This is a genomic window from Candidatus Kryptonium sp. (genome assembly GCA_025060635.1).
Taxonomy (GTDB): Bacteria; Bacteroidota; Ignavibacteria; order Kryptoniales; family Kryptoniaceae; genus Kryptonium.
This window is the reverse complement of sequence record JANXBN010000001.1, coordinates 88,827-109,372: the sequence shown is the minus strand read 5'-3', so window position 1 is coordinate 109,372 and position 20,546 is coordinate 88,827. Positions and strand designations below refer to the sequence as shown.

The window sequence follows — 20,546 nt, the reverse complement described above, 5'->3', positions numbered from 1 at the left end:
TTGTTGATAAGTTTATTTTTATCCACATCTTTAAGTTATCCACATCGCATATGTTGATAACTTTTTAAATTATCAACATAGAGTTAACATAAATTCACAGGTTATCCACAGGGTTATCAACAGTGTTTATTACTTTGAGTTGAGTTCAATTTTTCTTTTCAATGATTCAACGAGATTTCTAAATTTCTCGCTTTTTTTCATGTCTTCTTCAACTGATTGACAAGCATGTATCACAGTGCTGTGATCCCTTCCTCCGAAGTGTAAACCGATTGTTTTAAGTGATGAATCTGTAAGTTCTTTGCACAAATACATCGCAATTTGTCTTGCCATCACAACTTCTTGTTTTCTAGTTTTCGCTTTTAACATATCTGTTGGAATTTCAAAATGTTCACATACAATTCTTTGAATTTCCTCAATTGAGACCTTTACAGATGTATCTTTTACGATTGTCCTAACTACTTCTTTCGCTAATTCAACATCAATTTTCCTATTTTCAAGAGATGATTTTGCAAGTAAACTTATAAGACAACCTTCAAGTTCTCTTATGTTTGATGTTATGTGAACAGCTATATACTCAATTACTTCTTGTGGGAGTTCAATTCCGCTGTCCTCTGCTTTTTTCTTTAAAATTGCTATTCTTGTCTCAAGATCTGGTGGTTGAATATCAGCGATTAGTCCCCATTGAAACCTTGAAATCAATCTATCATCAAGCCCTTTTAATTCTTTAGGAGGTCTATCACACGAAAGCACAATTTGTTTTCTCGCCTGATGCAAGGCGTTAAATGTATGGAAAAAATTGTCCTGTGTTTTCTCTTTTCCAGCAAAAAATTGAATATCATCAACGATTAAAACATCAATACTTCTATAAAAGTTTGAGAAATCACTGACTCTATCTTTTTGAATTGCTTCAACGAAATCAACTGTAAATTTTTCGCTTGAAACATAATAAACTCTCATTGTTTTTTTATTTGCAAGGACATAGTTTCCAATTGCTTGTATTAAATGGGTTTTGCCAAGTCCAACACCTCCATAGATAACAAGTGGATTAAATGAAGTCCCACCTGGATTATTTGCAACTGCAAGAGCAGCTGCCCTTGCTAATTGATTGCAGTCTCCCTTTACAAAATTATCAAATGTATATCTTGGGTTTAAATTGCTATCAAAAGGTTGAATTTCAACAGAACTTTTTACTTGAATTGGATAAGATGGTTTTGAAGTTGGTTTTGGAGCTGGTGGGAGATTAATTGTTGTTTTTATTTCATCTGGGGAAGAATTTTCCATCACGACTGAATAAACAAGCTTTGCACCTTCACCAAGAACCTTCGTAAGCGTTTTCTTTATTAAACTATAATAATGTTCCTCAAGCCATTCATAGAAAAATTGGCTGGGTACCTGGATAGTAAGTTGTTTTCCTTCAATTTTAAGAGGAACGATAGGCTCAAACCAAGTTTTGAAGCTTAATGGATTTACATTATCGCGAATTATCTCAAGACATTGGTTCCATATCGCTTTTACATCTTGTGTGTGGGTATCCACTATTGAATTTTTGAAAATATCCTGATCATTATTTGGGGTGCTTTTATCTGAAGATAAGTCGGATTGATTTTTAATTATGTCTTTGTCTGCGGAAGAGATTGAATCCTTAATCATAATAAACCCTAAATTTGTTTTTAACTTATCCACATTTTTGTAAAAATTGTGGATAACTTGTTGATAAATGACGATATCAATTTCGGAGGTTATCAACATTTATTCACATAGTTATCCACATGTTGAAACCAAATAATTTGATTGATTTTTAATTAGTTTTATCGGGGATAACCGAAAATTATCCACATCATTGTCAAACAAGGTCAAAAGATGATCTTAGGGTAAAATTTTTATTAAACAAAATAATCTAATTATCAACAGGTTATTCACATATGTTTATGGCGCTACCTAAATTATTTATAAGCAAAGTTTTTGTTAAACACAAGGGGGGATTAGTTGATGGTTAATAGTTGAAGAAAGTTTTTGAACGCCATTCCTTCACGGAGGTTAGGATATGCTTTAGCGAATCGGAATCTTTCGGAAATATCTTTTCTTGATTTTAAGAATCCTGCCTAATGCCAATGTTTTCAAAAATTTTTTTAGTTATCCAATTTACATCTCCAACTCCATTTATTGATTTTAAGATTCCTTTTTTTTCATAGTAATCAAGCACGACCTGTGTTGATTCTCTGTATACTTTTAATCTGTTTCTTATTACCTCAGGATTATCATCGCTTCTTTGATAGAGTTCTCCGCCACACCTTGGACATTTGCTATCCTCGGGAATTTTGTCAATAAGAAGGTTATATACAGCGCCACAATTTCTACAAATGCGGCGATTTGTAAGTCGCTTTATTATTTCTTCATCATCAACTTCCAAACTTATAACATAGTCAATCTTTATGTTAAGTTCTTCAAAAATCTTATCAAGGGCTTCAGCTTGAGCAAGTGTTCTGGGGAAACCATCAAGAATAAATCCATTTTTGCATTTCTCAGATGATAATACTTCTTTTATGATTCCAATCATGATATCGTCAGGGACAAGCTCTCCCTTATCCATATATGATTTTGCTTTTAAACCAAGTTCAGTTTGATTTTTGACCGCTTCTCTTAATATATCCCCTGTGGAGATGTGAGGGATGTTAAGTTTTTGGGAAAGTATTTGTGCTTGAGTTCCTTTTCCAACACCTGGGGGTCCGAAAAGTACAAGTTTCATTGGAGGTTCTCCATTTTTATTGATTTAGGATTGCAAGTTGTCCACAAGCTGCTTTTATGTCTTCACCAGCATTGCTTCTGATGAAAACAGTTATGTTATTTTCGCGAAGTTTTTGAGCAAATTCTTCAATCTTGTTTGACGGTTTAAGAATTTTCAATATCGGATCTTTCCTGATGAAATCAACTGGATGAAATTTTAATAAATTTATCTTACATGGGACAAGTTTAGCAAGTTCAACGAGCTTTTTGACATCTTCATCTCTATCGTTTAGACCACTGAAGACAATGTATTCGTAGGTTACTCTTAAACCAACTTTATTGTAGTAATATTTTAATGCTTCAATTAGGGATGAAATTGGATATCGGTTTGCTATCGGAATAAGTTGTGCCCTCAGTTTTTCATCAAGTGTGTGAAGCGAGAGTGCTATTTTTACTTTTTTTCCGGTGTCAGCAAGTTCTTTAATTTTATCTGGAATTCCAACGGTTGAAACGGTTATCTTCCTTGCACCAATTCTTATCCCGTCGTCGTTTGTTATTATATCAATTGCTTTTAAAAGGTTTTTCAGATTTAGAAGGGGTTCGCCCATTCCCATGAATACAATGTTAGTTATTCTCCTATCGGCATATTTTTGCGTTTGAATTATTTGATCAATAATTTCGCCTGCTGTTAAGTTTCGTCTAAATCCCATTGCCCCAGTTGCGCAAAACTTGCAATCAATCGGGCATCCAACTTGAGTTGATACGCAAAGGGTGAGACGAGATTTGTCAGGGATTAACACACTTTCAATTTTTTCGCCATCTTTTAACTCAAATAAAAATTTTATAGTGCCATCGCAATTTGACCTTTCAAATGTTAAAAGATTTAATTCTTTTATTTTTCCAATTTGAGCAAGTTCGTCTCTATACTGTTTCGGTAGGTCGGTCATCTGATGAAAATCATCAACCTGTCTGTTGTAAAGCCACTTGAAAATTTGTCTTGCCCGAAATTTTTCCCAGCCGAGTTCAACCACAAGTTTTTCAAGCTCTGACAGAGTTAAACCCTTGAAAGATATATTTGTCTTTTGAATTGTTTCCATGATAGCAAATTGGTTTTTTAGATAGATGATCCTTCAAAAATTTATTAAATTTGCGCTTTTTTAACAAAATTTGCTGCTTAATATTGTTCAGCATTTGTGCAATATTCTTCAGCTGAGTTTGAATAGGTGAATATAATTTTGCCGTAAAAACAGAAATTTTAAAACTGGCACTTATTTTGCTTAATGATTTTTTGAAAAGTCATTAAAAAAATCGCAAAGCAGAGATGAAAAACTGGATTCTAATTGTCGGTTTCTTAGGAGTTTTTCTGTCAGTCTTGGTAATGATGAGAAAGGAAAGAAAGTTTAAAGATCTTGAGGATGACGAAATTCGCTTTGAACTTTATGCACAATAAAAAAGCGGTTTAAATATGTTGAAGGTTTTTCTCTTTAACAAAACGAAAATTCCTCTTTTGGAAAAGGCGCTTGACGCTTATTCGCTAAGGCAAAGAGCTCTTGCTTCAAATATAGCAAATGTAACGACAATTGGATATAGAAGAATTGATGTTAAGTTTGAAGATGAACTTCGTGAAAGCTTATCTAGGGAATTTATAAGAGGAAAAAGAACCAATGAGAGGCATATCCCAATTGGAGTAAAAGATATTAGCGAAATTCAGCCTGAAATCATTCAGAAAAGCTCAGATTATAACTCTGATCCTATTGCAAGTAGTGTGAACGATGTTGATGTTGATTACGAAATGGTTGAGATTGCGAAAAACCAGATTAGATATAAGCTTGCTTCAAGATTAATTGCTGAGTCGTTCAGGGGAATTCAAAAAAGCATAAAAGGAGGTGGCTTATGAAGATTGAAAGGATTTTTGCGTCCTTGAACATAAGTGCGATGGGATTGAGTGCACAGAGAAAAAGGATGACATCTATCGCCGAGAACATAGCAAACGCTGAAACAACAAAGACAGAAGAAGGGACTCCATACAAACGAAAGGTGGTTGTTATGAGGGCATTGGCGGGGAATTTTGGAAATATCTTGAGAAAAGAAACGATACGGCTTGATATAACTAATGAGAAACATTTCTCTTCAAACGGATTTGAATTTATAGAAGCTGGGGACACGATAAGAGGAGTAAGAGCTGAAGTCGTTGAGGATGATTCCCCTGAACGACTTGTTTATAATCCTGAACATCCAGATGCAGATGAAAATGGTTATGTTCGCATGCCGAATATCAATATCATTGTTGAAATGGTGGATATGATTTCAGCAGCTCGGTCATATGAGGCAAATATAACTTGTTTAAATGCTTCTAAAAACATGGCAAAGGATGCATTGGAGATATGAAAGTTGAGAGTGTAACAAATTTTAATAATTATAACTTTCAAGTAAACAAAATTTCAAGACCTGTGGAAGTTTTAAGCGATGAGGAGATCAAGTTTTTTGAGAATTTATTTCCAGAAAGCGTTGAGGGTATAAGAAAATATTGTCAGTATAATTCGCAAAGTGAGTTGGTTTTTGAAACGGATCATGTAATTAACAAAAAGGTTTAAGTTATTATGCTAAGGCAGATCAATTTAATAACATCTGGTGATATCTACAGGAGCGAGTTAAAAGAAAAGGCAAAGGAAAGCGTTGAAAGCTTTCAAAATGTTTTAAAGGAGTTCATAAGCGATGTTAATCGGCTTCAACATGAAGCTGGAGAGGCGATAGAAAAAGCAATAACTGGGGAGGTAGATAATATTCACGATGTTATGATTGCTGTTGAAAAAGCAAAGACAAGCTTTGAACTTTTGATGGAGGTTAGAAATAAGATGCTTGAAGCCTACAAAGAATTGATGCGTTTGCAGGTTTAAATAAAAATTTAGAATCCGATGAACTCACTTGCTCAGATAAAGGAGTTTTGGGCGAAGCTGTCAACTGCTCGGAAAATTTTGCTCATCGGGGTTGTGCTTGCTTCAGCAGTTGGTTTTATACTTTTAATTTCATGGGTGCGCGAACCTGAATATAGCGTTTTGTTTTCAAACCTTGAACCACAGGACGCAAGCAAAATCGTTGAAAAGTTGAAAGAGAGAAAGATTGATTATAAGTTAGGGGATGGGGGAAGAACTATACTCGTCCCAAAACAAAATGTTTATGAGTTACGGCTTCAGTTTGCCGGAGAAGGTTTGCCAAATTCAAGTATAGTTGGATATGAAATTTTTGACAAAAGCAATATCGGTGTTTCTGATTTCGTCCAAAAGATAAATTACAAACGCGCGGTTGAAGGAGAACTTGCAAGAACGATTTTGCAAATTGAAGGTGTTGAAGCAGTAAGAGTGCACATCGTCATTCCTGAAAAGGTGCTTTTTAAAGAAGATCAAAAGGAACCAAGCGCATCTGTTATAATCAAACTAAAACAGGGAGCAAGGTTAAGTCGCGATAATATCCAAAGCATTGCATATCTTGTCGCAAGCAGTGTAGAAGGGCTTGAGCCTAAAAATGTGACTATACTTGATTCACGAGGTCAACTTCTTTCAGATAATTCAGATGCAGATCCACTTGCAAAGGTAAGCAGTAAACAATATGAATTGAAGAGAAGTGTTGAACAATATCTAACGGATAAAGTGCAGAGCTTACTTGATGGTGTTCTTGGACATGGTAATTCAATAGTTAGAGTTGATGTTGAGCTTGACTTTACACAAGTTGAGAAGACCATTGAAGAATACGATCCCGATAAAACGGTTGTGAGAAGTGAACAAACAACGCAAGAAAGGAGTAGTTCTGTTGATTCTACATTTGCGAGTTCAAGCTCTCAAAGAACGAATACGATAACAAACTATGAAGTTAATAGAACCATTCAAAGAATAGTTGAAAGCGTAGGTAATATAAAACGGCTTTCTGTTGCGGTTCTTGTAAATGGAACTTATAAAGTCAGTGAATCAGGGGGTGTTAAAAAAGTTGAGTATGTTCCACGGGATGAGGAGCAAATTCAAAAGTTAACGGAGATAGTTAAAAACGCAGTCGGATTCAATCCAGATAGAAATGACCAAGTTTCTGTTGTTAATATACCGTTTGAGCCGGCTGGGGAAGGGCTTGAATTTGTTCAAAAGGAAGAAAAGAAAGAAAACTGGCGCGATCTTTTTGAAAAAATTGTTCTTGGACTTGCTATATTAGGTTCAATTATACTTATTTTCTCTCTCCTCGGTAGGTTAAAAGTTAGGACCGAAATACCCACTGTTGAGGTTAAGGAATTTCCTCAAGCTCAATTGCAACCAGTACTTAAACAGCCTGAAATTGCAGGAGTTGAACCAATGAGCGAAGAGGAAATTGAATTTGAGAGGGTTAGGAAGGAGCAAGTTAAAGAGAAGGTGGTAGAATATATCCGTGAAAATTCTGAACAAGCAACAAGGTTAATTAAAGTTTGGTTACTTGAAGAGGAGAAAGGAAAGTGGCAAAGGCGTTAAATTTGAAATATGAAAATTTAACCGGTAAACAAAAAGCGGCGATTTTGCTTTTAGCGCTTGATGTTGAAACCGCTTCAAAAGTTTTCCGTTATCTTGAGCCATATGAGATGGAGCAACTTGCAATAGAGATATCTTCACTTGAAGGAATTTCTTCATCTGTCGTTCAAGCAGTGATTGATGAATTTTTTCAAATGATGAGGGCACAGGAATATATAATTGTCGGTGGTTTTGAATATGCGAAGACATTACTTGAGAAATCGCTTGGTCCACAAAAAGCTGCAGAGATAGTTGAAAAGGTTCATTCAATGACCCAGATAAAGGGATTTTCGGCTTTAAAGAAGGCAGATGCAACACAACTCGCAAATTTTCTACAAAAGGAACATCCACAGACAATAGCTTTAATACTTTCCCATCTCCCGCTTGAGCAGGCAGCAAAAGTTATAAATCAATTTCCTGAGGATTTGAGAGTTGAAGTTGTATATAGGATTGCGAAACTTGGTAAAATTTCACCGACGATTCTGACGGAGCTTGAAAATGTGGTTGATATGATGGCTGAAACATCTTTGAGTCAGGAAGTTAGCGCAACTGGTGGAGCAAGGACTGTTGCAGCGATACTTAACAAAGTTGGCTCGCAGGAAGCAAGGGAGCTCTTGCAAAGAATTGAAGAGCAGGATCCAGACCTTGCGAATGAAATTAAAAGATTAATGTTCCTCTTTGAGGACATCATCTATATTGACGATAGAAGCATACAACGAATCTTGAGAGAAGTAGATAAGAAAGATCTTGCGCTTGCATTAAAGGGTGCAGATCAAAAGATAAAAGAGAAAATCTTCAAGAACATGTCCGAAAGAGCAGCTGCGATGTTGCAGGAAGAAATTCAATATATGGGACCAGTACGATTGCGTGAAGTTGAAGCTGCACAGATGAGAATCGTTGAGGTTATAAAACGACTTGAAGAAAATCAAGAAATCGTAATTGCCGGCAGAGGAGGTGATGAGGACATTGTTTACTAAAAAAGTAATAAAAAATCAGTTGGAAAGAGAAAGATTTTTATTTAGCGAGTTAAAACTTGATGATGCGGGCGATTTTAAACCTGCAGGTGGGGATAGCGTAGAGAATGAAACAATGGTTTATTTAGAGCCGAGAGTTGATTCTTTTCAAAGTTCAAGTGAAGCAGAAAGCAAAATTGATTTTGATGCAGTTATATCTCAAATGAAAAGTGAGTACGAGGTAAGGTTAAAAGATGAATATCAAAGAGGTTTCAGAGACGCCGAGAAAATTTTAAGAGAAGAATTTAATAATCAGTTGGCTGAACATATTGCGCTCTTTGAACAGCTTTTGAAAAGCTTTTATAACGAAGTTGAATCGCTCAGATCAAAAATTGAAATGTTCGTTGTTTCGCTTGCGGTGAAGATCGCTGAGAAAATTGTTAAGCATGAAATTGAAAAAAATAATGATTTTGTTATGAACCAGGTAAGGGAAGCAATTAGAAGAGTTGTTGGTGTTGAAAAGATCAAAGTGAGAATAAATCCTGAAGATGAAAAGATCATAAGAGAGCTAAAGCCGGAACTTTTACAAATTCTTGACTCATCAAGTGAAGTTATTATTGAATCCGATCCGGGAATTGAAAAAGGAGGATGTATTATTGAGAGCGAGCTTGGAAACGTAGACGCAAGGATCTCAACTCAATTTTCATTGATTGAAAACTCACTTATTGAAAGCATCGGATGATTAATCTTGAAATGAGAATGAAGAAATACTTTGATAAAATTGAACATCTTGACCTTGTTAAAGTCAATGGTAGAGTGACGCAGGTTATTGGTCTCGTGATTGAATCAGTAGGGCCATCTGCTTCGCTTGGAGAAGTTTGTGTTATTAAGTCAAGAAACGAGGAAACTATTTGTCTTGCTGAAGTTGTGGGATTTAAGAACAATCGTGTTCTTTCAATGGCTCTTGGTGATATAAATAAAATAAGCCCTGGAAGTGAGATAGTTGCAACGGGGAAAACCTTTTCAATCCCCGTTGGACGAAAGCTGCTTGGTAGGATTATAGATGGGCTTGGTCGCCCAATTGACGGAAAAGGTTGGATTGAACCAGATGAGATAAGATCAATTTACAATCAACCTCCTGAACCACTTGAAAGGAAAAGGATAACTCAACCAATAGCAACTGGCATAAGAGCTATTGATGCGCTTCTTACTTGTGGTAAAGGACAAAGGATTGGAATCTTTGCAGGTAGTGGCGTTGGTAAAAGCACACTTATGGGTATGATTGCAAGACATACAAATGCAGATGTGAATGTAATTGCTTTGATCGGTGAGCGAGGTAGGGAGGTAAGAGATTTCATTGAAAAGGAGCTCGGAGAATCCGGACTTTTAAAAAGTGTTGTCGTGGTAGCAACGAGCGATAAGGCACCACTTATAAGAGTTAAAGCTGCGCTTGTTGCAACAGCAATTGCTGAATATTTTAGAGATCAAGGTTTTGATGTTATGTTTATGATGGATTCGTTAACTCGTGTTGCAATGGCTCAGCGTGAAGTTGGACTTGCGATTGGGGAACCACCAACAACGAAAGGTTATACACCATCTGTTTTTGCGTTGCTCCCGAAACTTGTTGAACGCGCTGGAACTTCCTCAAAAGGAAGCATCACGGCACTTTACACTGTACTTGTTGAGGGCGACGACTTTAACGAGCCAATCGCCGATTCGGCAAGATCAATACTTGATGGGCATATTGTCCTTTCAAGAAAGCTCGCAAATATGGGACACTATCCAGCAATTGAACCTCTTGAAAGCATAAGCAGGCTTATGCCAGATATAATTAGCTCAGAACATAAGAAATCAGCAGAAAAAGTAATTGATATACTAGCAACATACAGGGAAGCTGAAGATTTAATAAACATTGGAGCTTATGTTCGTGGAAGCAATCAAAAGATTGACAAGGCTTTACAATTAATTGATAAAATAAGAGAATTTCTCAAGCAAGATACAAAGGAAAGGGCAGAGTTTGAGGATTCTATCAATCGTTTAATTGAACTTGCAAAATTAATTTGAGAGGAAAAATGGCTCGCTTTAAACTTGATCCTGTTCTCAAGGTCCGTCAGATACAAGAGAAAAAATACAAAAGGGATTTAACGGAAATTAAAGTAATTCGTGAGAATGCCGAAAAATTATTAGAAGACCTTGAGATGGAAAAAAACAAGCAAATTGAGACTATGGAAATTGAAGAAAAGCTCAGAGTGGCTGAATTACAAATTCAATATGCTTACCTTAACGCAATCGTTGAACAAGTTGAAAAGCAAAAAAATGCGCTTGAGAAAATTTTGATTGAAGAGGAAAAGAAAAGAGATGTCTTAATAAAAACTAATCAAAACAAGCGGATGATTGAAAAACTGAAGCAAAAATTTAACAGTGAAATTTTAAAAGATTTTCAAAGAAAAGAACAATTGCTTCTGGATTCAATTTCACACAGGACAACACTTGGCAGATAATATATGGGAAAAACGATTCTCGGCTACATACTCGGTTTCACCTTTTCTTTTTTAACCATTTTTGAAGGAATGTACCTTCTGTCAAGATTTTATCCAGAACTTTTTAGACCTATTCCAAGGTCAGGGACAATTCCAGCCGTAATTGATTCGGTTAATATTAAGGATGAATCTCCTAAAATCGCTTGGGAGGACACGAGCTCAATCGGATTTGAGTATATTGAAATCTATAAGTTTGATAGTTTGAAAAATTTGCATGAAAACACGCTCATGGAGCTAAAAAAGTATAAGGACAGTGTAATCGTTCTTAATGCGATGGTTAAAGATCTCAAGACGGAAGTCGCAAGAAAGGATCTAATCCTTGAAAAGTTACAACAGCAGGTTTCAAATCAACAATCTGAAAAAATTAAATCACTTGCAAAAATTTACGAGGTAATGGAGCCAGAATCTGCTGCGAGAATTATTGAAAACATGCCTGAAGATGAGGCGCTCGCGATCCTTCTAAATATGCAAAGACGGCAAGCTGCGAAAATACTTGCTGAAATCAACGCGAAAAAAGCAATTAAACTTTCAAAAATCAGCGAAAAATGAACCTAATTCTTTTTAACATATTGAATGATTTCAAATTAAGTCAAAACCAAGGAAGTTTTAAATCGCAGTGTCAAGGAACGCTTAGCTTCGGGGACATTTTAGGATTGCTCTTAATCCAATTTTTTACAAGCAGAGGAGAGGATACTTTTAAGTATGAATGTTTGGAGGGAACAAAACAAGTAGAACAAATAGCTGAAGATACAGGTGAAAAGTTTTGTAATTCGGATTTCAATTTTCAGCTTATTAGATCGGTGCATGAGCCAAGAAATGATAATTCTGTAATTACAGAGGCAATAAATTCACTTTTTGAACAAGGCAAAACGAATGAATTTTTGGTTTTAGAATTAACTCATTTGATGAATAAGTGGGTTGCGAACCAGGGTTTTGATACTTTTGAAAGACCACAGCTTAAAATCCCTGATGGAGAGAATGTCAATGTATATCGTCAAATGAACTTTCAAAAAGCTGTATTTTTTAACATTGATGCTTTTATGGGATCGGAGCAAAGGCAAAGCGAAAATTCTCAAGTAATAAATTCTGAAAGCGGTCAAATCAACAAAATTCCAGAATCAATAGAGCCAGAAATGCGTTTGGGTGAGTTCACTCACTTTGATCTTAATGAAATGCAAATGTTATCTGAAAAGAAATTGTTGGAGGATTTAAGCGGGAGCGAAAATACGAAAAGAGAAAAATTTCACTTGAGAGTGGGAGAACATCAATCTCAAGATGAAAGAATAAAACATGATAGAAACGCATTGGAAAAATCTCAACCTTTGGGAAATCATGAACACGAGCAAGCAAAAAACGATTTTGATTCATCGTTTAAGTTAAAGAAAGAAATTTCTCACGATATAGGAGCAGAGAAAATTATTGCGAAAAACTTCAACTCTGTTAATGTCACAAGTTTTGACCAGGAGATAAGAACAAGGGAATTTAATTTACCTGTGAAAGTTCAAGATATCCCGGAGGTTTTGAAAGATTTTGTTTTGAAGAGCGATATTATTGATCGTGAGGTGATCATTTTGAAAGTTGAACCGAAGGAGATCGGTGAAGTCGTTATTAAAATTTCAGAGGGTGAGAGGGGAGTGAGGATCTTGTTTGAGGTTAAGAATCTTGAGGCGAAACAAATAATTGAATCTGGCTTTGAAAATTTGAAAACGATGCTTGAATCAAACAATGTAAATCTTGAGAAAATTGGAACTTTGATTGCGGGTGGAAGTTTTACGAGCGATGATTTAAACTCATTAAGTCCTGAACGAGAGAAATTTCATAGAAGATCTAACCGAAAGAAGATATTTGATTCAAATGAGATCGTTAAAATTTATGGCGGTAGCTTAATTGAGGCAATAATTTAAGGAGGTGGCTATTATGGAAAAGGTTAATTCAGTCCCAAATCTTGGAGGTATGCTTTCAACCGTAGGTAATGCTCAAGATTCTGGTAAATCAATTCTTGAAAAGGATGACTTTTTGAAACTTTTAATAACGCAGCTTAATTATCAAGATCCTTTAAATCCGATTCAAAGCACGGAATTTGCAAGTCAGCTTGCGCAGTTTAGCACGGTTGAACAACTTTACAATATCAACTCAAATCTTTTAAAAAGCATCAATGCAAGCTACGCAACTAATCGCTCAATTACGAATGCCTTGATAGCGAATTTGATAGGGAAAAGCGTGATGGTTTACGGAGATGTTTTAAAGCTTGAGCAAGGCGATGTGGTTGACTTTGGTTACGAGTTAAAAGGTGATGCAAAGTCGGTTGAGATTAAAATCCTTGATTCCGCAGGAAATGTTGTTAGAAACTTTAAAGTTGGGGAGAAAAAAAGCGGAAGATATGATTTTAATTGGGATGGCAAAGATGAGAAAGGAAATTACTTACCAGAGGGAAATTACAAGATCAAGATTGAGGCATTTGATAAAGATGGTAAATCTGTGGTTGTAAATACTTACATAAGCGGTGTAGTTGAAGGTGTGAGATATAAACAAGATAACACTGTTATATTGGTTAAAGGAATTGAGTTCAGCATTGCTGATGTAATTGAAATAAAGGACAGGAGGAAAGATGTCAAGTGAGATAAATGGCGTAAAAGTTCCGTTCATCCCTATTGGTGGTGTTGAGGTTTTAAAGCGAGAGAATGTAGGTGTAAAGATTCCTGAATTTGGAGCTAAATTTAGTGATATCCTCAGAGATGAAATTGAAAAGGTTAAGTTTTCCAACCATGCTTTGAAACGAATGGAGGAAAGGGATGTCAGATTGAGTAATGAGGAGTTAAAGTTATTAAATGATGCAGTGATCCGAGCGGAGCAAAAAAACACAAGGGATGTGCTAATTTTGTTGAGAGATATTGCGTTTATTGTGAATGTTAAGAATAGGACTGTTATAACCGTTGTTGATAGTGAAAACATGAGAGAGCATGTTTTCACCAATATTGATGGTGCAGTAATAATTTAAAACGGGGCTGGACCTCGCTGTTGAGGGAGCCCCGCAATCTCGCTGACCGACTGAGGCGAGATTTAAAAGCACTAAAAAAACAAAATTAAGGAGGTAAAAATGTCATTCTTGAGATCTTTGTTCTCGGGCGTTTCTGGATTGAGAAACCATCAAGTTATGATGGATGTAATCGGAAATAACATCTCAAACATTAACACTATTGGATTCAAATCTGCTCGTGTCTCTTTCAGTGAAACATTTGCTCAAACACTTCGCGGGGCTACTCAACCATCCGCTGAATCTGGTGGAACAAATCCACTACAGGTTGGGCTTGGAATGAATATAAGCTCAATTGATACAATTTTCACACAGGGAAATCTTGAAACAACAGGTCAAGTGACAGATCTTGCAATCCAGGGCAATGGATTTTTCATTGTGAAAAAAGGTGGGAAAAACTATTTCACACGCGCTGGAGCTTTTAGGTTTGATGCTAATGGAAATTTGGTTGATTCAGCAACTGGTGCAATAGTTCAAGGTAAAATGGCTGATGCTTCAGGGGTTGTCCCACCTGGCGCTAAACTTGAAGATATAAAGATTCCCTTTGGTCAAAAGTCACCAGCTAAAGCAACATCAGTTATAAAACTTACCGGTAATCTCAATGCCGGTGGAATTCCGAAAGGTAACATATTAAGGAGCGCGCGCCTTTACGCAGTTGAAGATGGAAACTCAGATGTAAATAATCTTCTTGCGACTGGAACAGCAAATACAGTGATAACTGGTATGCTCTCGGGTTCAACGACAGTAACTATTCAAGATGGAACGAAAGTTAGAACATATACATATGTTAGCAAAGATGGAGGAGTAGGTGATGGTAATTTCCATACTTTGAATGATTTAATTGCGGAAATAAATAATGACTTTGCTGGTTCGCTATCTGCTTCAATTGATTCAGAAGGTAGAATTGTTTTGAGATCGTCTTCTAACCAGTCCGTTGTGATATCAAGTAACAATCGCAATTTTGAATCTGCTCTCTCTGGGTTGAATGGAAGTTATACGGCAGGTTCAAGTAAATTCTCTGATGAATTTTCCCATGTTGCAAGACCAAACGATCTTTTAACCAAACTTAGAGATGCCCAAGGAAATGATCTTGGACTTGTTGCTGGCGATACGATTACAATCGCTGGTAAAGTCGGTGGCAAAGCGATCACAGCTGTTAATTTCTCTGTAAGCCCTACATCAACATATAAAGATTTTGCTGATGCAATTAAAAATGCTTTTAGGATTAGCAACCCTAAAGGTGTTGTAATTGATTTAGACACAGGTGCTCTCGTTGTAAATGCAGATGGCGGGAAATCTTATGAAATCACTGAACTTAACATTTCATCCACTGGTAGAGACAGATTTAACTCAATTTTTGAAAATAGACCAGGTAATTGGTTAGAGGTTCAAAAGGCGGAAGATGTTGAAGCATCAACTACTGTGACAGTTTATGATTCCCTTGGAAACAAACACAACATAACTTTAAAATTCGTAAAAGATGCAACAACTCCGAACCAATGGTCATGGACTGCTTCCGTCAGCGGGAAGGAAGTTATAATTGCTGGTGGAAGTGGTAAAATTGTGTTTAATTCAGATGGATCAATAAGAAGTTTCTTTTTTGACGATGGAAGCTCAACTTTGAGGCTTGATCCTGGAGATAATTCTGCCGATATACTTGACATAGTAATTGATCCTGGAAAAATTGGTGAATTCGCCGGGATAACTCAAATGGAAGGACCTTCAAGTTTAATAGCAGATCAGAATGGATATGGGCTTGGATTTTTGAACACAATTTCCGTAAATGAAGATGGTAAGATTTTAGGTGTGTTTTCAAACGGAACAGTTCGTGTTCTCGCACAGATTCTGGTTGCGACATTTAATAACCCGAGCGGTTTATTGAGGGTTGGCGATAACATGTTTGATATCTCTGCAAACTCTGGAACACCGATAATTGATGAGCCAGGTTCGGCGATTCAATCAAAGGTAATGTCAGGAGTATTAGAACAATCCAATGTTGATCTTGCCGAAGAATTTACAAGGATGATAATAGCTCAGCGTGGTTTTCAAGCGAACGCGAGAATAATAACGACGAGCGATGAATTTTTGCAAGAAATTGTTAATTTGAAGCGATAACATAAACGCCCCGCCTTCGCGGCGGGGTTTAAATTTTAAAAAGCAAATTAAAAATTTACCATGATCAAAGTAACAAGATTAAATGGACAAGAAATTGTCGTCAACGCAGAATTAATTGAATATCTTGAGGCCTCACCTGATACAATCATAGCCCTTACAACAGGTAAGAAGATCATGGTCAAGGAAAGCGTTGATGAGGTTATTGAGAAGATAATCCAATATCGTCAAAGATGTTTGCCTGATTCGTTACTTCCACGAGTTAAAAAATCTTCTGAGGAAAAAGATTAACTATTTTTTCACCTTGTAAAGAACTGCCGGGGGATCTTCTGAAACAGCAATGGGCTCAAGAAACGGCGGTGGAGAAGCGTAGTTAAAAAGCCCTTCAAGCTCCCTTCTGAAATAGTATTCAATCCAACTATAATAAAGATATGAAGCGTTCAATCTCATCAATTCGCTGTGAAGCTGTTCAAAATTATTTACAAGTGGGAAAGGTCTAAACTCCATATTCAAATAGTAAGCGATGTTAGGTTTCCGAGCTACGATTATTTTACCTTTTTCAGAGTTGCCAAATTTTGATATAAATTGTTCCCTTATGTGAAGTATGTCAAATGGTTGATTTTGAATATCTCTCTTTATCATTTGAGAAATCTTAGGCAGTGAGATTAGATTGAAAACTGCGATGACAATTAACCAGCCATATTTTATTTCTTCTACTTTTCTCCACTTGATAACTTGATAGCAAACCGAAAGATAGACAGGGAGAAGGTACATAGAAAACCTCTCGCTATAAAACACGAAAACGAGCACCAAGAAAAATGTAAATCCTGAAGCAAAGTATCCAAGCTTTACTCTGTCAACCTTTTGGCTTATTAGAATAATTAAACCGATGGCAAATAAAATTAAAAACTGCCATCCACAAAGCTGGGTCAAATCACGCCAGAAGTGATCTATGAAATTTAAGATCGCTTTTTCAACGAAAAGCCCTGGGTCGCGAAGAAAAACATCAAGAAATGATTTGTATTCTTTTGATGCTTCAAACCAGAAATTATCCCAAGGGATTTTCCCTTTTGCATACATCTCATACGCGATGTTCAGATAATTTCGGTTGTAAAAAAATTCACCACGCTTTATATAGGAATAAATTGACCATGGGAGAAGGAAAACAAGGTAGCCAGCGACAGCGAGTATTGATTTTAAAATTCCCTTTTTCAAACTCCCTGGGTTTGAAATTAAAATCATTAAAGGAAGTCCAATAAGCAAAGAGATTCCGTTGTATCTTGTCAAGTAAGCGTACCCACCAAATAAACCGGATAGGAAAAGATAGATTAATTTATTCTTTAAAACACCGATGAGCGCAAAAAATACAGCTGAGGAGACGAGCAGATTAAAAAACATATCGGTTCCGCAGACATAAGAATATCTCAAAAATGTCGGATTAAAAATCATAGTCAATGATACGGCGAGAGCGATTTTCTCGTCAAACACACTTTTCAAGGTTTTGAAAGTTATTAAGATGACAAGGGCTGATGAAATAGCCGAGACTATCAATCCAGATTTAAAAATATCTCCAACTATTAATGACAAAAGCCCAACGATCGTCGGATATCCTGGTCCGCGGAATTCCCCAACATTTATGATCCCGTTCAAGATGTTTCTAGCTTCAACGGCGTAATCCCAGAAGAAATCGGTTTCTATATCGTAGTTTCCAACTTTCCTATAACCAAGCGAAAAAATTAACATGATGATAAGGTAGGCAAGCGAGACGAGAAGGATGAATTTGTCAGAGTTAAATTTCGGGGTTTTGTTTTCTGTTTTGCCTTTCTTCATCATCTTTAACTTTTGTTTCGCCTTAAATTAATTTAAATTAAAACAGATAGATTAGCAAGATATCGTTTTTGGAACTTCGAATTTCGTCAATAAAAATTCTCGGAAAAATGCTAAAAAAGTTTATTTTAATTCTACTTTTCCCGTGGGTAGCTTTGAGCCAAATAAACTTTGTTGGTAATTACACAGGGCACACTACAACCGATAGCACGATAAGGTTTTACGCTGGGATGTGCGCAATTGAACTTAAGTTTATCCGAAGCGATATTTTGAAAGTTACTCTATTTGAGGATTTAAACAACGCAGTTGAAGACACGACCTTTGTTGTGTTACAAAGTTGCAGTGATGTGCGGTGGGAAATGAGAGATGAGGGTAGCAAATTTTTAATTCAAACGGATTCAATTTTAATTCGGGTTGATAAAACGCCTTTGAGGATTTATTATTACGACAAAGCGGGCAAGCTTTTGTTGAAAGAAAGGAACTCAGGCGGATTTGGCTTCAGAGGAAAAGAAAAATATGTTTTCTTTGATATTCAACCGGATGAACATTTTTATGGGCTTGGGCAAAAGGGAATTGATATTGACAGAAAAGGGCATGCATTTAGCACATACAATCAACACATAGTTGGCTATGATTCACCGTTAAAGACGATGCAAATAAATGTTCCATTTGTTCAATCAAATTACAATTATGGCTTGTATTTTGATATAACATTTCCTGGTTATTTTGATTTCGGCGTTTCTATTCAGTCGGTTTGGTATTATAAAACCGAAGATGGGCAGATGAATTATTACTTCATTTATGCATCTTCAATTAAAGAAATTCTTAAAAAATATTTTTGGCTTACGGGTTTCCCACCGATTCCACCAAGATGGTCATTTGGATTTTTACAAAGCAAATATGGTTACAGAAATCAAACAGAAACCGAAAATATCGTCAATACATTCTTATTGAAAAATATCCCGCTTGATGCGATAATCCTTGATCTTTACTGGTTTGGTTGGGGAAATATGGGAAACATGACTTGGGATAGAAATAACTGGCGTGATCCAGTAAGAATGATGGCGGATTTCAAAGCGAAAGGTGTTAAGACGATCGTCATTTCTGAACCGTATATAAATCTCACTTCATTTAATTATTCAATTGCTGATCAAAACAGATTTTTTGCTTTTGATTCATCAGGTAGAAGCTATGTTTTTCAAAACTTCTGGGCGACTCCTTCTTCTCTTCTTGATATTACAAATCCAAGTGCACAAATTTGGTGGTGGGAGAAATACAAAAATCTTTTGGACGAAGGTGTTTCAGGTTTTTGGACAGATCTTGGGGAGCCGGAGAATCATCCTGATTTTTTGAAACATTATCTCGGAAGCGCAAGGAAAGTTCACAATGTTTATAATTTTCTTTGGGCGAAAACTTTATATGATGGCTATCGTCGTGATTTCCCTGAAAAGAGAATTTTTAATTTAACAAGATCTGGTTTTGCGGGAATTCAGCGTTTTGGGGTTATAACTTGGTCGGGTGATGTGAGAAAAAGTTTTAACGGCTTGAAAGTTCAAGTGCCGATGTTAATTGGAATGGTTATGTCTGGTATACCGTATCATAATTCAGATATCGGTGGATTTACTGGTGGAACGACAACTGGCGAACTTTATGTCAGATGGATTCAGTTTGGAACATTTTGTCCTGTCATGAGACCACATGGGCATGAGCAACCACTTGAACCTTGGGCTTTTGGGGAAGATATTGAGAGAATAGTCAAAAAATATATTCAACTTCGTTATCAGTTGCTCCCGTATATTTACACTTACGCTTACAAAACTTGGAAATACGGTGAAACTCTTATAAAGCCAGTTTTATATGAATTTCCACATGATGTAAATGTTTACAATTTAAGTTATGAATATCTTTTTGGCGATTTCATTCTTGTTTCGCCTGTTTTTGTTGCAGGACAAAGGATGTGGGATGTTTACCTACCAAGTGGATCTTTATGGGTTAATTTTTGGACGGGCGAGGTTTATAACGGCGGGAAAACAATTCGGGTCAATGCACCACTTGATCAAATACCTTTATTTATCAGAGTTCCATCAATAATTCCAATGGGGAAGATAAAAAGATATAGCAATCAATCTCCAGACGACACTCTTTTCGTTGATGTCTATCCGGGCGATGTTGAATTTGAACTTTACGAAGACGATGGCGAAACAATGGCATATAAAAATGGTGAGTTCGCACTTACAGAACTTAAATGTAGAAAACAAGGTAATGAAGTAAGCTTTCGCATAAGTGAAGCAAGAGGTCAATTCAATGGTATGGTTGACAAAAGATGTTGGATTTTGAAATTCAACCTTATCGGAACTTTTGATTCAATTAAGGTAAATGGTATCAAAATTACCGTTGCTGATGATTCGCTTAAATTTTCATCTGATTCTACATCTGCATGGTTTAACAAGAATAGAAAAATTCTATATGTAAAATTTTGCTCTTCTGTTTTATATAGTGTTGAGGTAAAGATATTTGGGGTTGAGATTATAGTGGGCGTTAGGGACTTTAAAGGCGGGGGATTTAAACCAGGTCTTATCCAAAATTATCCAAATCCATTCAATCAAGAGACGGTGATAGAGTTTGAAATTCCGCGCAATACGGTGGTTAAAATTTCAGTTTACGATTTGCTCGGGCGGGTCGTGAAGGATATGAATTTGGGAGAAATGCCTGCCGGAAGACATAAGGTAAAATTTTATTCGCAGGACATACCGTCTGGAATATATTTTTACACTCTTCAGATGGATGGATTTTTTGAGGCGAGGAAAATGATCGTTTTAAAATAAAAATATTA

21 protein-coding genes are annotated in these 20,546 nt (G+C 36.2%); 17 read left to right on the top strand and 4 right to left on the bottom strand.

Annotation, left to right across the window (positions count from 1 at the left end; translation table 11 throughout):
• Positions 1-129: 129 nt before the first annotated feature.
• From dnaA to rlmN, 3 genes are all read right to left on the bottom strand, one after another.
• Positions 130-1,749, bottom strand: coding sequence for a chromosomal replication initiator protein DnaA (gene dnaA / locus NZ923_00545; protein ID MCS7228506.1), 1,620 nt, complete (start codon positions 1,747-1,749; stop codon positions 130-132).
• Between the two features lie 340 nt (positions 1,750-2,089).
• Positions 2,090-2,746: an adenylate kinase gene (locus NZ923_00540; protein MCS7228505.1), complete on the bottom strand. Its 657-nt coding sequence runs from the start codon at positions 2,744-2,746 to the stop codon at positions 2,090-2,092.
• 16 nt (positions 2,747-2,762) lie between these two features.
• A complete protein-coding gene (gene rlmN / locus NZ923_00535) occupies positions 2,763-3,821 on the bottom strand; it encodes a 23S rRNA (adenine(2503)-C(2))-methyltransferase RlmN (protein MCS7228504.1) in 1,059 nt (352 codons plus the stop codon).
• Between the two features lie 224 nt (positions 3,822-4,045).
• On the opposite strand from rlmN, the gene NZ923_00530 reads away from it, so the two are divergent.
• The 16 genes from NZ923_00530 to NZ923_00455 all read left to right on the top strand — a co-directional run bounded on the left by NZ923_00530 (position 4,046) and on the right by NZ923_00455 (position 16,177).
• Positions 4,046-4,174 carry a hypothetical protein gene (locus NZ923_00530; protein MCS7228503.1) on the top strand — a complete coding sequence of 43 codons (129 nt, stop codon included), beginning with the start codon at positions 4,046-4,048 and terminating at the stop codon, positions 4,172-4,174.
• A 15-nt stretch (positions 4,175-4,189) separates the two neighbouring features.
• The gene (gene flgB / locus NZ923_00525; GenBank protein ID MCS7228502.1) at positions 4,190-4,621 is read left to right on the top strand and encodes a flagellar basal body rod protein FlgB; all 432 of its coding nucleotides are present in this window, start codon (positions 4,190-4,192) and stop codon (positions 4,619-4,621) included.
• Complete coding sequence (gene flgC, locus NZ923_00520; GenBank protein MCS7228501.1) at positions 4,618-5,112, top strand: flagellar basal body rod protein FlgC; 495 nt, start codon at positions 4,618-4,620, stop codon at positions 5,110-5,112. The genes flgB and flgC overlap by 4 nt, the downstream gene beginning before the upstream one ends.
• A complete protein-coding gene (locus NZ923_00515) occupies positions 5,109-5,318 on the top strand; it encodes a hypothetical protein (protein ID MCS7228500.1) in 210 nt (69 codons plus the stop codon). Before flgC ends, NZ923_00515 begins: the two co-directional genes overlap by 4 nt.
• Before the next feature lie 6 nt (positions 5,319-5,324).
• The gene (gene fliE, locus NZ923_00510) at positions 5,325-5,621 is read left to right on the top strand and encodes a flagellar hook-basal body complex protein FliE (GenBank protein ID MCS7228499.1); all 297 of its coding nucleotides are present in this window, start codon (positions 5,325-5,327) and stop codon (positions 5,619-5,621) included.
• 18 nt (positions 5,622-5,639) lie between these two features.
• Positions 5,640-7,211 (top strand): flagellar basal-body MS-ring/collar protein FliF, encoded by a 1,572-nt coding sequence (gene fliF / locus NZ923_00505; GenBank protein MCS7228498.1) that lies wholly within the window; start codon positions 5,640-5,642, stop codon positions 7,209-7,211.
• Positions 7,196-8,224: a flagellar motor switch protein FliG gene (gene fliG, locus NZ923_00500; GenBank protein MCS7228497.1), complete on the top strand. Its 1,029-nt coding sequence runs from the start codon at positions 7,196-7,198 to the stop codon at positions 8,222-8,224. Before fliF ends, fliG begins: the two co-directional genes overlap by 16 nt.
• Entirely contained in the window at positions 8,205-8,942 is a 738-nt protein-coding gene (locus tag NZ923_00495; protein MCS7228496.1) for a FliH/SctL family protein, read from the top strand. The genes fliG and NZ923_00495 overlap by 20 nt, the downstream gene beginning before the upstream one ends.
• Positions 8,943-8,953: 11 nt before the next feature.
• Positions 8,954-10,264, top strand: a complete 1,311-nt coding sequence (gene fliI / locus NZ923_00490; protein ID MCS7228495.1) for a flagellar protein export ATPase FliI — start codon at positions 8,954-8,956, stop codon at positions 10,262-10,264.
• Between the two features lie 8 nt (positions 10,265-10,272).
• Positions 10,273-10,701, top strand: a complete 429-nt coding sequence (locus NZ923_00485; GenBank protein ID MCS7228494.1) for a flagellar FliJ family protein — start codon at positions 10,273-10,275, stop codon at positions 10,699-10,701.
• A 3-nt stretch (positions 10,702-10,704) separates the two neighbouring features.
• The gene (locus NZ923_00480; protein ID MCS7228493.1) at positions 10,705-11,289 is read left to right on the top strand and encodes a hypothetical protein; all 585 of its coding nucleotides are present in this window, start codon (positions 10,705-10,707) and stop codon (positions 11,287-11,289) included.
• Positions 11,286-12,644: a hypothetical protein gene (locus NZ923_00475; GenBank protein ID MCS7228492.1), complete on the top strand. Its 1,359-nt coding sequence runs from the start codon at positions 11,286-11,288 to the stop codon at positions 12,642-12,644. Before NZ923_00480 ends, NZ923_00475 begins: the two co-directional genes overlap by 4 nt.
• A gap of 13 nt (positions 12,645-12,657) precedes the next feature.
• Positions 12,658-13,359: a flagellar hook assembly protein FlgD gene (locus tag NZ923_00470; GenBank protein ID MCS7228491.1), complete on the top strand. Its 702-nt coding sequence runs from the start codon at positions 12,658-12,660 to the stop codon at positions 13,357-13,359.
• The gene (locus NZ923_00465; protein ID MCS7228490.1) at positions 13,349-13,738 is read left to right on the top strand and encodes a flagellar protein; all 390 of its coding nucleotides are present in this window, start codon (positions 13,349-13,351) and stop codon (positions 13,736-13,738) included. The genes NZ923_00470 and NZ923_00465 overlap by 11 nt, the downstream gene beginning before the upstream one ends.
• Positions 13,739-13,837: 99 nt before the next feature.
• Entirely contained in the window at positions 13,838-15,889 is a 2,052-nt protein-coding gene (locus tag NZ923_00460) for a flagellar hook-basal body complex protein (protein ID MCS7228489.1), read from the top strand.
• Positions 15,890-15,949: 60 nt separating this feature from the next.
• Positions 15,950-16,177 carry a flagellar FlbD family protein gene (locus NZ923_00455; GenBank protein ID MCS7228488.1) on the top strand — a complete coding sequence of 76 codons (228 nt, stop codon included), beginning with the start codon at positions 15,950-15,952 and terminating at the stop codon, positions 16,175-16,177.
• Here the strand turns inward: NZ923_00455 and NZ923_00450 are convergent, their stop codons facing one another.
• Positions 16,178-17,716, bottom strand: coding sequence for a glycosyltransferase family 39 protein (locus NZ923_00450; protein MCS7228487.1), 1,539 nt, complete (start codon positions 17,714-17,716; stop codon positions 16,178-16,180). It abuts the gene before it with no gap.
• A gap of 107 nt (positions 17,717-17,823) precedes the next feature.
• On the opposite strand from NZ923_00450, the gene NZ923_00445 reads away from it, so the two are divergent.
• A complete protein-coding gene (locus NZ923_00445) occupies positions 17,824-20,538 on the top strand; it encodes a DUF5110 domain-containing protein (protein ID MCS7228486.1) in 2,715 nt (904 codons plus the stop codon).
• Positions 20,539-20,546: the final 8 nt, after the last annotated feature.

Excerpts from the sequence above, each read along its gene's own strand:
- dnaA (MCS7228506.1), bottom strand. The coding sequence starts at position 1,749 with ATGTTGATAACCTCCGAAATTGATATCGTCATTTATCAACAAGTTATC.
- NZ923_00540 (MCS7228505.1), bottom strand. The coding sequence starts at position 2,746 with ATGAAACTTGTACTTTTCGGACCCCCAGGTGTTGGAAAAGGAACTCAA.
- rlmN (MCS7228504.1), bottom strand. The coding sequence starts at position 3,821 with ATGGAAACAATTCAAAAGACAAATATATCTTTCAAGGGTTTAACTCTG.
- NZ923_00530 (MCS7228503.1), top strand. The coding sequence starts at position 4,046 with ATGAAAAACTGGATTCTAATTGTCGGTTTCTTAGGAGTTTTTCTGTCA.
- flgB (MCS7228502.1), top strand. The coding sequence starts at position 4,190 with ATGTTGAAGGTTTTTCTCTTTAACAAAACGAAAATTCCTCTTTTGGAA.
- flgC (MCS7228501.1), top strand. The coding sequence starts at position 4,618 with ATGAAGATTGAAAGGATTTTTGCGTCCTTGAACATAAGTGCGATGGGA.
- NZ923_00515 (MCS7228500.1), top strand. The coding sequence starts at position 5,109 with ATGAAAGTTGAGAGTGTAACAAATTTTAATAATTATAACTTTCAAGTA.
- fliE (MCS7228499.1), top strand. The coding sequence starts at position 5,325 with ATGCTAAGGCAGATCAATTTAATAACATCTGGTGATATCTACAGGAGC.
- fliF (MCS7228498.1), top strand. The coding sequence starts at position 5,640 with ATGAACTCACTTGCTCAGATAAAGGAGTTTTGGGCGAAGCTGTCAACT.
- NZ923_00495 (MCS7228496.1), top strand. The coding sequence starts at position 8,205 with ATGAGGACATTGTTTACTAAAAAAGTAATAAAAAATCAGTTGGAAAGA.
- fliI (MCS7228495.1), top strand. The coding sequence starts at position 8,954 with ATGAGAATGAAGAAATACTTTGATAAAATTGAACATCTTGACCTTGTT.
- NZ923_00485 (MCS7228494.1), top strand. The coding sequence starts at position 10,273 with ATGGCTCGCTTTAAACTTGATCCTGTTCTCAAGGTCCGTCAGATACAA.
- NZ923_00480 (MCS7228493.1), top strand. The coding sequence starts at position 10,705 with ATGGGAAAAACGATTCTCGGCTACATACTCGGTTTCACCTTTTCTTTT.
- NZ923_00475 (MCS7228492.1), top strand. The coding sequence starts at position 11,286 with ATGAACCTAATTCTTTTTAACATATTGAATGATTTCAAATTAAGTCAA.
- NZ923_00470 (MCS7228491.1), top strand. The coding sequence starts at position 12,658 with ATGGAAAAGGTTAATTCAGTCCCAAATCTTGGAGGTATGCTTTCAACC.
- NZ923_00465 (MCS7228490.1), top strand. The coding sequence starts at position 13,349 with ATGTCAAGTGAGATAAATGGCGTAAAAGTTCCGTTCATCCCTATTGGT.
- NZ923_00460 (MCS7228489.1), top strand. The coding sequence starts at position 13,838 with ATGTCATTCTTGAGATCTTTGTTCTCGGGCGTTTCTGGATTGAGAAAC.
- NZ923_00455 (MCS7228488.1), top strand. The coding sequence starts at position 15,950 with ATGATCAAAGTAACAAGATTAAATGGACAAGAAATTGTCGTCAACGCA.
- NZ923_00450 (MCS7228487.1), bottom strand. The coding sequence starts at position 17,716 with ATGAAGAAAGGCAAAACAGAAAACAAAACCCCGAAATTTAACTCTGAC.
- NZ923_00445 (MCS7228486.1), top strand. The coding sequence starts at position 17,824 with ATGCTAAAAAAGTTTATTTTAATTCTACTTTTCCCGTGGGTAGCTTTG.